This window comes from Kocuria sp. KKT182 (assembly GCF_055635395.1).
In genome coordinates this window covers 1,643,138-1,653,856 of the sequence record NZ_CM145757.1, presented here as the reverse complement: position 1 = coordinate 1,653,856, position 10,719 = coordinate 1,643,138, and the positions used below count along the sequence as shown (strand labels likewise).

The 10,719-nt window shown below is 72.2% G+C and carries 12 protein-coding genes; 4 read left to right on the top strand and 8 right to left on the bottom strand.

Features of this window, described 5'->3' with window-relative positions; translation table 11 throughout:
• Positions 1-65 precede the first annotated feature (65 nt).
• A complete protein-coding gene (locus ACZ2G1_RS07605) occupies positions 66-290 on the top strand; it encodes a DUF3073 domain-containing protein (RefSeq protein ID WP_031282554.1) in 225 nt (74 codons plus the stop codon).
• Positions 291-434: 144 nt separating this feature from the next.
• Here ACZ2G1_RS07605 and purM read toward each other — a convergent pair whose 3' ends face one another.
• From purM to ACZ2G1_RS07580, 5 genes are read right to left on the bottom strand one after another with little or no spacing between them, the layout of a single operon-like run.
• On the bottom strand, positions 435-1,595 hold the full coding sequence (purM, locus tag ACZ2G1_RS07600) for a phosphoribosylformylglycinamidine cyclo-ligase (RefSeq protein ID WP_109221667.1): 1,161 nt from the start codon (positions 1,593-1,595) through the stop codon (positions 435-437).
• 1 nt (position 1,596) lies between these two features.
• The gene (purF, locus tag ACZ2G1_RS07595) at positions 1,597-3,378 is read right to left on the bottom strand and encodes an amidophosphoribosyltransferase (RefSeq protein ID WP_051063727.1); all 1,782 of its coding nucleotides are present in this window, start codon (positions 3,376-3,378) and stop codon (positions 1,597-1,599) included.
• A 5-nt stretch (positions 3,379-3,383) separates the two neighbouring features.
• Positions 3,384-3,818 carry a hypothetical protein gene (locus ACZ2G1_RS07590; RefSeq protein WP_017832572.1) on the bottom strand — a complete coding sequence of 145 codons (435 nt, stop codon included), beginning with the start codon at positions 3,816-3,818 and terminating at the stop codon, positions 3,384-3,386.
• Positions 3,819-3,828: 10 nt separating this feature from the next.
• The gene (locus tag ACZ2G1_RS07585) at positions 3,829-4,194 is read right to left on the bottom strand and encodes a sterol carrier family protein (RefSeq protein ID WP_017832571.1); all 366 of its coding nucleotides are present in this window, start codon (positions 4,192-4,194) and stop codon (positions 3,829-3,831) included.
• Positions 4,195-4,197: 3 nt separating this feature from the next.
• Positions 4,198-5,229, bottom strand: a complete 1,032-nt coding sequence (locus ACZ2G1_RS07580; protein ID WP_035928311.1) for an asparaginase — start codon at positions 5,227-5,229, stop codon at positions 4,198-4,200.
• 106 nt (positions 5,230-5,335) lie between these two features.
• Between ACZ2G1_RS07580 and purD the strand changes: the two genes are divergently transcribed.
• Positions 5,336-6,658, top strand: coding sequence for a phosphoribosylamine--glycine ligase (purD, locus tag ACZ2G1_RS07575; RefSeq protein WP_126350354.1), 1,323 nt, complete (start codon positions 5,336-5,338; stop codon positions 6,656-6,658).
• Positions 6,655-7,635 (top strand): phosphoribosylaminoimidazolesuccinocarboxamide synthase, encoded by a 981-nt coding sequence (locus ACZ2G1_RS07570; protein ID WP_095650393.1) that lies wholly within the window; start codon positions 6,655-6,657, stop codon positions 7,633-7,635. Before purD ends, ACZ2G1_RS07570 begins: the two co-directional genes overlap by 4 nt.
• An 18-nt stretch (positions 7,636-7,653) precedes the next feature.
• On the opposite strand, the gene ACZ2G1_RS07565 is transcribed toward ACZ2G1_RS07570, so the two are convergent.
• From ACZ2G1_RS07565 to ACZ2G1_RS07555, 3 genes are all read right to left on the bottom strand, one after another.
• Positions 7,654-7,995: an MGMT family protein gene (locus ACZ2G1_RS07565; protein ID WP_470377650.1), complete on the bottom strand. Its 342-nt coding sequence runs from the start codon at positions 7,993-7,995 to the stop codon at positions 7,654-7,656.
• Entirely contained in the window at positions 7,992-9,134 is a 1,143-nt protein-coding gene (locus ACZ2G1_RS07560) for a sensor histidine kinase (protein WP_470377649.1), read from the bottom strand. Before ACZ2G1_RS07560 ends, ACZ2G1_RS07565 begins: the two co-directional genes overlap by 4 nt.
• 114 nt (positions 9,135-9,248) lie before the next feature.
• Entirely contained in the window at positions 9,249-9,377 is a 129-nt protein-coding gene (locus ACZ2G1_RS07555) for a hypothetical protein (protein ID WP_255250889.1), read from the bottom strand.
• Positions 9,378-9,637: 260 nt separating this feature from the next.
• Here ACZ2G1_RS07555 and ACZ2G1_RS07550 point away from each other — a divergent pair, with 260 nt between their 5' ends.
• On the top strand, positions 9,638-10,279 hold the full coding sequence (locus tag ACZ2G1_RS07550; RefSeq protein WP_242630526.1) for a response regulator: 642 nt from the start codon (positions 9,638-9,640) through the stop codon (positions 10,277-10,279).
• Positions 10,280-10,719: the final 440 nt, after the last annotated feature.

Sequence of the window (10,719 nt, the reverse complement as noted above, 5' to 3'; positions counted from 1 at the left end):
TTTCCGGGGCCGTACTCTGTGCCAGAGTGCCGCCGTCCGGACCAAGAGACAGAGGGGGTCACGCCATGGGGCGCGGCCGTCAAAAGGCGAAGGCGACACGGCAGGCGCGGGAGATGAAGTACTTCAGCCCGCAGACCGACCTCACGGCACTCCAGCGGGAACTGCGCGGCAGCGAGCAGATGCCCCCGCTGCGGGAGCCGGTCCAGGAGACCGTCGAGGAGGACGAGGACGACTACTCGGCCTACGTCGACAAGTACGCCGACGACTACGACGAGGACTTCCGCCGGTAGCCACCGGGAACTCCGCTCGTCTCCACCGCACGACGCAACAAGGTGCCCGTCCAGGACGAGCACCTTCTTCGCGTCCCCGCGAACAGCGAACGCCCCGCCGGCCGGCGGGGCGTTCGCTGTTCCTTCGGGGCTCTCCGGCCCGGATCAGCCCGTGTAGGCGTTGACCATGCGCACCGCGCCGCCGTCCACGCCCTTGGCGCCCTGCACCCAGTCGGGCCCGCCGTGGTCCGCGTCCGGGTCGATCCTGTCCACGGTGCCCATGACCCACGAGGGCAGGCCCCGGGCCGTGAGGTGGGCCACGGCGGCGTCGGCCGCCGACGGGTCGACGATCGCGACCATGCCCACGCCCAGGTTGAGGGTCCGCTCGAGATCGGGCAGGGGGACGTTGCCGAGCTGGCTGATCAGCTGGAAGATCGCGGGCAGCGCCCAGGTGCTGCGGTCCACCGTGGCCTCGAGCCCGGCGGGGAGCACCCGGGCGAGGTTCGCGGCGAGGCCGCCGCCGGTCACGTGGCTGAAGCCGCGGACACCGCGGCCCGTGGTCCGGTCCGCGCCGTTCACGGGGAAGGCGGCGGCGAGGTCCAGGACGTCGGCGGCGTAGACGCGCGTGGGCTCCAGCAGCTCCTCGCCCAGGGTGCGGCCGAGCTCCGAGACCTGCCGGTCCAGCGACCACCCGGCCACGTTGATGACCTTGCGGACCAGGGAGTACCCGTTGGAGTGCAGGCCGGAGGAGGCCATGCCGATGACCACGTCGCCGGCGCGCACGCGGTCCGGGCCCAGCAGCTCGTCGGCCTCGACCACACCGGTGGCGGCCCCCGCCACGTCGTACTCGTCCGGGGCCAGCAGACCCGGGTGTTCGGCGGTCTCGCCGCCGACCAGGGCGGTGCCGGCCTGCTCGCAGGCCGCGGCGATGCCGCGCACGATGTCCGCGATCCGCTCGGGCACCACGCGGCCCGTGGCGATGTAGTCGGTCATGAACAGGGGCTTGGCGCCCACCACCACGATGTCGTCCACCACCATGCCCACGAGGTCGAAGCCGATCGTGTCGTGCACGTCGAGGGTCTGGGCGATCGCCACCTTGGTGCCCACGCCGTCGGTCGAGGTGGCGAGGTAGGGCTTGCGGTAGCCGAGCAGCTCCGAGACGTCGAACAGTCCCGCGAACCCGCCGACCCCGCCGATCACGTTGGGGGTGTGCGTGGCCTTGACCGCGCTCTTCATGAGCTCGACGGCGCGGTCTCCCGCCTCGACGTCCACGCCCGCGCTGGCGTAGGTGACGGTGCGGTTCGTGGAGGAGGGGGGCTGGGCCATGTCAGGCGTCCTTCGCGGTCTCGGGCTGGGCGGCGTGCTGGGATCCGGGCCCGGCGGGCCCCGTGGTCGTGCGGGCGGCGGGGACCCGGTCCTCCGGCAGGATGAGGTCCTCGAGGTCGGCGTCGGGCCCGGGGTCGCACCCGGTGGAGGTCTCCTGGACGCCGGGGTCCTCGTCGGAGATGCTGGTGCGCTCGGCGGGCCGGCGGGAGACGCCGTCCGCGGCCGAGGGGCGGGTGTCGATGGACACGGCGGAGGCGTGCTCCGGCCGCTGCGCCACGGCCGGTGCGCCCGGGGCGCGGCGGGGCGAGGAGTCCACGGGCGTGCGGGCCTCGAAGACGTTCTTGCCCAGCTTGTCGGCGTCCGGCAGCCGGGTGGGGTACGTCCCGGAGAAGCACGCGGTGCACAGCTCCCCGCGCTCCTGCAGGGTGGCCGCGATCATCCCGTCCTCGGAGATGTAGCCGAGGGAGTCGGCGCCCAGGGACGCCCTGATCTCCTCGACCCCGAGCCCGTTGGCGATCAGCTCCGCGCGGGAGGCGAAGTCGATGCCGTAGAAGCACGGCCACTTGATGGGCGGGGAGGAGATCCGCACGTGGATCTCGGCGGCCCCGGCCTCCCGCAGCATCCGGATGAGGGCCCGCTGGGTGTTCCCGCGCACGATCGAGTCGTCGATGACCACGAGCCGCTTGCCTGCCACCACGGACTTCAGGGGGTTGAGCTTGAGCCGGATGCCCAGCTGGCGGATGGTGTCCGAGGGCTGGATGAACGTTCGTCCCACATAGGCGTTCTTGACCAGGCCGTTGCCGAACGGGATGCCGGACTCCTCGGCGTAGCCGATGGCGGCGGGGGTCCCGGACTCCGGGGTGGGCATGACCAGGTCCGCGTCGATGCGGTGCTCCCGGGCCAGCCGGCGGCCCATCTCCACGCGGGACTCGTACACGGAGCGGCCGTTGATGGTGGTGTCCGGACGGGCCAGGTAGACGTACTCGAACACGCACGCGGCGCGGCGGGTCTCGGCGAAGCGCTGGGAGCGCAGGCCGTGCTCGTCGATCACCACGAACTCGCCGGGCTCGATCTCCCGGACCAGGGACGCGCCCACGATGTCCAGCGCCGCGGTCTCGGAGGCCACCACCCAGCCGCGCTCGAGCCGGCCGAGGACCAGCGGCCGGATGCCCTGCGGGTCACGGGCGGCGTAGAGGGCGTTCTCGTCCATGAACGCCAGGCAGAAGGAGCCCACGAGCTGGGGGAGCAGGTGCATGGCCGCGTCCTCGAGGGAGCCGTGCGGGTGCTCGGCCAGCAGCGCGGTGACCAGCGCGGTGTCCGTGGTGTTGCCCTGCGCCATCTCCCCCTGGGAGGGGAAGCCGGACTTGTCGATCAGCTTCTCGTAGAGCTCCGCCGAGTTGGTGAGGTTGCCGTTGTGCGCGAGCGCCACGGTCCCGTGCGGGGTGGCGCCCAGCGTGGGCTGGGCGTTGGCCCAGTGGGACCCGCCCGTGGTGGAGTACCGGCAGTGGCCCACGGCCAGGTGACCGGTCAGGGTGGTGAGGGTCGCCTCGTCGAAGACCTGCGAGACGAGGCCCATGTCCTTGTACACCGCGATGCGGTTGCCGTCGCTCGCGGCGATGCCGGCCGACTCCTGGCCGCGGTGCTGCAGGGCGTAGAGGCCGTAGTAGGCCAGTTTCGCGACCTCCTCGCCGGGGGCCCACACGCCGAACACGCCGCACGCGTCCTGGGGGCCCTTCTCTCCGGGGAGCAGGTCGTGGCTGAGTTGTCCATCAGGGCGAACCACGTCGATCAGCCTTCTCTCGAGCTTCGGGGGTCGGTGGGCCGGGGCGCGTCGCCCGGCGCCCCGGACGGGGCGTCGTCGTCCCCGTCCACGACCTCGGTGGTGACGGCCCGCGCCCGGGCCACGGAGACCCGGTCCAGCACGAGGGCCAGGACGGCGCCGGCCGCCAGGCCCAGGACCGTGCAGACGGAGACCATGAACAGGGTCACGGCCCCCTGGGTGAACTCGGCGCTTCCTCCGCCGGACAGTCCCACGAGCACGCCCACCACGGCGCCGAGGACGCCGCCGAGCAGGACGAACGCCCAGATGTTCGGGGCGCGGCGCAGGGTCATCTGCTGGCTGCCGGAGGCGGCCAGCGGCACGGCCGTCCGCACCCGGCGGCGCCGGCGCGGGAGCTTCCGCGGGGACGGGCGCGCGGAGGGGGAGGAGGGAGTGGAGCTCATGCCCTCAAGGCTACCGGGGAAACAGGGGGAGGGCGTCCGCGAGATCGGTCCTTGTGCCCGAGGCCACAGCGGCCCCCGAGGCGACGGCCTCCGGCCAGGTCACGGCCCCCGTCACCAGGCCGAGCCACGTGCGGGCGTCGGTCTCGACGACGTTGGGCGGGGTGCCGCGGGTGTGCCGGGGGCCGGCCACGCACTGGGTCACGCCGAAGGGCGGGACGCGCACCTCCACGCTGTTGCCGGGCACCCGCTCGGCGAGCTCCTCGAGGGTGTAGCGCACGGCGGTGGCTACGGTCCGGCGCGGGGTGCCGTCCGGGTCCGCGCGCCAGGCGCTCAGGGCCAGGGTCCCGTCCGCGGGGTCGACACGGCGGCGGGCCACGGCCTAGTCCTGCCCGAGCGCCCGGACCAGCTCCGGGCCGAGCAGCTCCAGGAGGGGGTCCGCCAGGCGCAGCCGGCCCACGGGGCGGGACCCGCCCATGACCGGGCGCACCACCTGCCCGATCACCGCGGCGGCCGCCGCGGCGGGCACGGCCCCGGCGTGGGCGAGCAGGGCGAGGCCGATGAGCGCGTTGGCGCGGGACCCGCCGTCGAGGACCTTGAGCGCCACGGACCACCCGGTGCGGGTGCCGAGCGCGAGCACGCCCTCCGCGCCGAGCTTCGCCACGACGTCCAGCTCCTCCATGACCACGGTGTTGTACCTGCCCCGCCCGTGCACCAGCTCCGGGTAGTCGAGCATGCACTGGGAGACCGTGGCGGCGCGGGCGTCGGCGTCGAGGTTGCCCGCGGCCCGGCCCAGCGTCGAGTACGCCCGGGCGAGGCCGGTCAGGGAGATCGCCGCGAGGGGGGCGCCGCACCCGTCCACGCCCACGTGGGCCACGCGCTCGCCGGAGAACTCCTCGACGGTCTCCAGCACGGTCCGCTGCAGGGGGTGCTCGGGGTCCAGGTAGCTGTCCGTGGGCCAGTCGTTCTCGGTGCAGGCCCACAGGAACGCGGCGTGCTTGCCGGAGCAGTTCATGCAGATCCGGTTCTTGCCGCGGCCGGCCCGCACGAGCTCCGTGCGGACCTCCTCGTCCTCGGGCCAGTCCGGCGGGCACTGCAGCGCGTCCTCGGTCAGACCGGCGGCCGTCAGGATCGAGCTCACGGCGTCGAGCTGCTCGAAGGAGCCGATGTGGGACGCGGAGGCGATGGCCACCTGGGCCCCGCGCAGCGGGACGCCGGCCTTCATGGCGGCGATGGTCTGGAACGGCTTGAGCGTGGAGCGGGGGAAGATCGGGGTGCCGATGTCGCCCAGTTCGACGGCCACGGCCCCGTCCGGGTCCAGGACCACGGCGGAGCCGCGGTGGCGGGACTCGACGAAGCCGCTGCGCTCGAGCACGGCGAGGTCCACGGCACGGTCCGAGGTGAAGGTCTGCATCGCCCCAGTATGTCAGCGGGGACGGGAATTCCCGGCGGGGCCGGGGCCGTGCCCGCATGCCGGGAACGATGTGCCACTTCCCGGTGCCGCCAACTAGCCTGAGGGCGTGAAGGTTCTGGTACTGGGCCCCGGAGGCCGCGAACACGCAATCATCCGCGCACTGCTGGCAGATCCCGAGGTCGAGCAGGTGCACTGCGCGCCGGGCAACGCCGGGATCGCGCAGCTCGTCCCGGTGCACGCCGTGGACGCCGACGACCCCGCCGCGGCCACCGCGCTGGCGCGCGAGCTCGCGGTGGACCTCGTCGTCGTCGGCCCCGAGGCCCCGCTGGTGGCCGGGGTGGCCGACGCCCTGCGCGAGGCCGGCTTCCTCGTCTTCGGTCCCTCGCGGGCCGCGGCGCGGCTCGAGGGCTCCAAGGCGTTCGCCAAGGAGGTCATGGCCTCCGCGGGGGTGCCCACCGCGATGGCGCGGGTCGCGACCACGGAGGAGGAGGCCGCCGACGCCCTCGACACCTTCGGCGCCCCCTACGTGGTCAAGGACGACGGGCTCGCCGCCGGCAAGGGCGTGGTCGTCACCGCCGACCGCGCGGAGGCGCTCGAGCACGCCGCCGCCTGCTTCGCCGCGGGCGGGAGCGTGGTGATCGAGGAGTTCCTCGACGGGCCCGAGGTGTCCCTGTTCGTGCTGACCGACGGCTCCCGCGTGATCCCCCTGAGCCCCGCGCAGGACTTCAAGCGGATCCACGACGACGACGAGGGCCCCAACACCGGCGGGATGGGCGCCTACACGCCGCTGCCGTGGCTGCCGCAGGGCTTCGTGGAGGAGGTCGTGGAGCGCGTGGCCCGCCCCACGGTCGACGAGATGCGCCGCCGCGGCACCCCGTTCGTGGGCGTGCTGTACTGCGGGCTGGCCGTGACGACCCGCGGTCTGCGGGTCATCGAGTTCAACGCCCGGTTCGGGGACCCCGAGACCCAGGCCGTGCTGGCCCGGCTCACCACCCCGCTCGGGCGGCTGCTGCACGCCGCCGCCGCCGGGCGCCTCGACGAGGCCGAGCGGCTTCGCTGGCGACCCGAGACGGCCGTCGCGGTGGTCGTCGCCGCGCAGGACTACCCGGACAGCCCCCGGAAGGGCGACCCGATCGGCGGGCTGGAGGACGCCGAGGCGCTCGAGGGCGTGCACGTGGTCCACGCCGGCACCGCGGTGGCCCCGGAGGGCGAGCACGCCGGGCGGATCGTCTCCGCCGGCGGGCGGGTGCTCGCCGTCGTCGCCCTCGGCGCGGACCTCGACGACGCCCGCGAGCGCGCCTACCGGGGCGTGGGGCTCGTGGCGCTCGAGGGCTCGCAGCACCGCACCGACATCGCGCTGAAGGCCGCCCGGGGGCTGGTCACCGTTCCCGGCGCCTCCGCCCCCCGTCCCCGTCAGGAGCAGGCATGAGCGAGCAGGGCACCGTCACCACCCCACCCGAGATCCCCGGGTGGAGGCACATCTACTCGGGCAAGGTCCGGGAGCTCTACGTCCCCGACGAGTCGCGGCTGCGGGCCACGGGCGTGGCCATCTACGACGACGCCGAGTACCGGGCCGGCTCGGTCCTGGTGCTGGCCACCGACCGGATCAGCGCCTTCGACGAGATCCTCCCCACGGAGATCCCGGACAAGGGCAAGATCCTGACCCAGCTGTCCCTGTGGTGGTTCGAGCAGCTCGCGGCCGTGCCCAACCACGTCCTGTCGACCGACGTGCACGAGTCCGTCCGGGGGCGGGCCGTCGTCTGCAAGAACCTGTCGATGTTCCCCGTCGAGTGCATCGCGCGCGGCTACCTGACCGGTTCCGGCCTCAAGGACTACCGGGAGACCGGTGAGGTCTGCGGGATCGAGCTGCCCCCGGGGCTCGTGGATGGCTCCCGGCTCGCCGAGCCGATCTTCACCCCGACCGGCAAGGCGGAGGTGGGCGAGCACGACCTCCCCATCACCTTCCAGGAGATGGCCGACGGCGTGGGCCACGCGGTGGCGGACCGGCTGCGCGAGCTGACCCTGGAGATCTACACCGCCGCCGAGCGGATCGCCCGCGAGCGGGGGATCATCGTGGCGGACACCAAGGTGGAGTTCGGCCTGGACTCCTACCGCGGGGCGATCACCCTCGGGGACGAGGTCCTCACCCCGGACTCCTCCCGCTTCTGGGACGCCGAGACCTACGAGCCCGGCAAGGCCCAGCCCTCGTTCGACAAGCAGTACGTGCGGGACTGGCTGCGCTCGGACGAGTCCGGCTGGAACGGGACCGGCCCCGTGCCCCCGCTGCCGGAGCAGGTGGTGGAGCGGACCCGCGCGCGCTACGTCGAGGCGTTCGAGCGGCTCACCGGCCGCACCTTCGACCCGGACGGCAACTTCTTCGAGGTGGCCGGCCCGCTCGAGTACTGACGCCGGCGCCGGGCGGCGTCAGGCGCCGGGGGAGTCGGGCGTCCACAGGGCGCGGCCCATGTCCACGCGCACGAGGTGCCGGTCGTCCTCCCGCAGGGCAGTGCCCTCCTCGCGGTACCGGTCCCGGGCCTCGGCCTGCAGGTGGTCGGCGAGAGTGCCCTGCACGGTGACCACCCGCCACCAGGGAAGGTCCTCGCCGGTGGGGTTGCGTGCCATGAGCGTGCCCACCAGGCGTGCGGAGCGGCACTCGGCGAGCTCCGCGACGTCCCGGTAGGACAGCACCCGGCCCGGCGGGATGGCGGCCACGACGTCCGCCACGCGCCGTGCCAGACCGGGGTCCGGCTCGGCGCGCTCGGTCACAGGGCTTCCCTGCGGTCCACCGGCAGGCACACGTCGAGGACCCACTGGCCGTCCGCGGCACCGCTCTCGGCGTGACCGCCCAGCAGGGAGACACGTTCCGTGATGCCCCGCAGGCCGAGCCCCGAGGACATCTCCGAGGAGTGGTCGCCCGTGCGCTGGGTGCTGCGCGGCATGGGGTTCGCCACGCGCAGGCACAGCTCGTGCTCGTCCGCCGTCACCTCGATCCGGCAGCGGGAGCCGGCCGGGGCGTACTTGATGATGTTGGTGACCGCCTCCTGCAGGATGCGGGCGGCCGTGCCGCGCACCGTGGTGGGCATGGCCTCGAGGTCGCCCGTGATGACCACCTCGGGCTCGAAGCGCAGGTCCCGCAGGCTCGCCGCGAGGGACGTGACCACGTGCTCCAGACTGCCGATGGCCAGGCCGGCCCCCGTGACGTCACGGGGATGCTCCTCGTCGTTCTCGTCGCGCAGCAGACGGAGCATGACCCGCAGCTCGTGCAGGGCCGAGCGCGCGGCGCCCTCCACGGTCTCGAGGACCTGGTGCAGCTCGCCGACGTCCCCGGAGCGGCGCCGGCTCATGGTCTGCATCGTGATGAGGGTGAGCTCGTGGGCGACGACGTCGTGCAGGTCGCGGGCCAGGGCCTGCCGCTCGTCCTCCCGGAGCCGCACATTGAGGATCTCTAGGTCCCGGACACGCTGTTCGCTCTTGCGGCGCTGCAGCCGGAAATGGCGGATCCCAGCTCCGGCCAGCGCGGCAACAAGGATGGGGATAAACAGATTCCAGAAGACGGCGCCACTGGCGCCGTCTTCTCGGAGGGCCGTGGCCATGACGATCCAGACAATGTAGACGACGAAATGCGCCACAATGAACCGTGCCGTGGCCGTGGCGACCACGGCGGCCGTCACCACCAGCGCGGTGATGATCACCGCACCGAAGTTGTCGATGAGGACGGACGTGATCAGACAGCTCATCGATGCGACGCTGGCCCAGGTGGCCCGCCAGGCCACGAGGCCCATGACGGCGTAGGCCAGGACGCCGTCCAGCGCATAGATCATCTCGCTCGGGGCCGAGCCGGTGAAGGTCGTCCTCAGGTGGCCCATATCGTCGAACAGCGAGCCGATCGCATAGACGACGAGCACCGCGGACAGCCACCAAGCGACTGGCTCGGCGTAGAAGAACGATGTCTTCCGGGCTGTTCGCGGTGCGCGCTCTATCAATGCAGCTACATCAGTCACAAGGACAGTGATACAGCATCAGCAGATGGCGGGCCACCATCCGCACACGACGTAACGCGGCGCGGCGTTCGCCGGGGCGAGGGGGACGGCCACCAGGGTGGTCGCGACGAGGGCTGCAGCGAGGGCGCTGGTGATCTTCTTCTTCACGGGAGGCTCCTTGGATCACGAGGACAGCACCGGATCGGGGGGTTGCGGCCGGGGTGGGGGGAGAGATCTCCCAGTCGCGAGGGGGGTGTGCTGCCCTGGTATCTCCATTTTGCCAACGTTAACCGAACGAGCCTATCGACCTTTGTCCAGACCATTTGTGACTTTTGTCGAATATGACGTGTTGCACTTTGGGGGACAGGAAAAAATAGACTGTGCAAGTGACTGATTGCAGAGTGCTTGTCGTGGACGACCAGCCGTTGATGCTGGAGGCCCTGAAGTCCTTCTTCTCGGCCGAGCCCGGTTTCGAGGTGATCGGGACCGCCGCCAACGGACGCGAGGCCGTGGACCGATGTCTGGCCATCGACCCGGACGTGGTGCTGATGGACATGAAGATGCCCGTGATGGACGGGATCGAGGCCACCCGGGAGATCACCTCGCGCAGTCCCCGCTCCAAGGTGCTGGCGCTCACGACGTTCTCCACGCTGGAGTTCGTGGTGCCGGCCCTCCGAGCCGGCGCGGCCGGCTATCTCGTCAAGGACGCCCGGCCTGACGAGATTATCGACGCCGTGAACCAGGTGCGTAACAACGAGATCGCACTCTCCCCGGCGATCGCCCGCGCGCTCGCGGACAACGTCATCTCCGTGCCGGACCAGCAGCAGCCGGCGCGGTCGGCGGACAGCGGCCTGCGCTCCCTGCTGACCGACCGGGAGATGGAGACCGTGACGCTCCTGGCCCAGGGTCTCAGCAACCGGGAGATCGCCGAGCAGATGCACGTCTCCGAGGGCAGCGTGAAGGCCTACCTCGGGCGGGTCTGTGAGAAGTTCGGCGTCCGCGACCGGGTGCAGGCGCTGATCAAGGCGTACCAGAGCGGGCTCGTCGATCCGCAACTGCGCGATCTCTGAGTCTGGGGCCCCGTCTGCAGTCCCGGTCCGGACGGAAGTCCAGGAAAGTTGTAGACGAAAGTGCATTCATCTGCATTAGCAAACCCGGTATAGTGATCAGTGCGAGCAGAGAAGAAAAGTCGGTGGATGAGTGAGAGACATCCCCACGGCGCACGGCCCAACCCCCCATGAGGCCGAGCCCCGGACCGGATGGTCCACCGACCTGCTCACGGTAGGGGGCCGCCCCGGGACAGTCCCCCCTGGACCTGGGATGTGGCCGCGCAAGGCCTGGATCACCTTGCACCCCCCTCGGCCGATGGCCCCCTACCGTGCAACATCTGCTCCGCGGACCTCGCAGACGAGAACGGCCCCACCGGAACCGGTGGGGCCGTTCTCGTGCGTCCGGCGCCTCTGCCGGATCGTCCGGCCGGGCCCGGGGCCCGAGCCCTCAGGGTCGTCCG

Bases quoted from the DNA above. Each gene is read 5' to 3' on its own strand.
- ACZ2G1_RS07605 (WP_031282554.1), top strand. From the start codon at position 66: ATGGGGCGCGGCCGTCAAAAGGCGAAGGCGACACGGCAGGCGCGGGAG.
- purM (WP_109221667.1), bottom strand. From the start codon at position 1,595: ATGGCCCAGCCCCCCTCCTCCACGAACCGCACCGTCACCTACGCCAGC.
- ACZ2G1_RS07590 (WP_017832572.1), bottom strand. From the start codon at position 3,818: ATGAGCTCCACTCCCTCCTCCCCCTCCGCGCGCCCGTCCCCGCGGAAG.
- ACZ2G1_RS07580 (WP_035928311.1), bottom strand. From the start codon at position 5,229: ATGCAGACCTTCACCTCGGACCGTGCCGTGGACCTCGCCGTGCTCGAG.
- ACZ2G1_RS07570 (WP_095650393.1), top strand. From the start codon at position 6,655: ATGAGCGAGCAGGGCACCGTCACCACCCCACCCGAGATCCCCGGGTGG.
- ACZ2G1_RS07550 (WP_242630526.1), top strand. From the start codon at position 9,638: ATGCTGGAGGCCCTGAAGTCCTTCTTCTCGGCCGAGCCCGGTTTCGAG.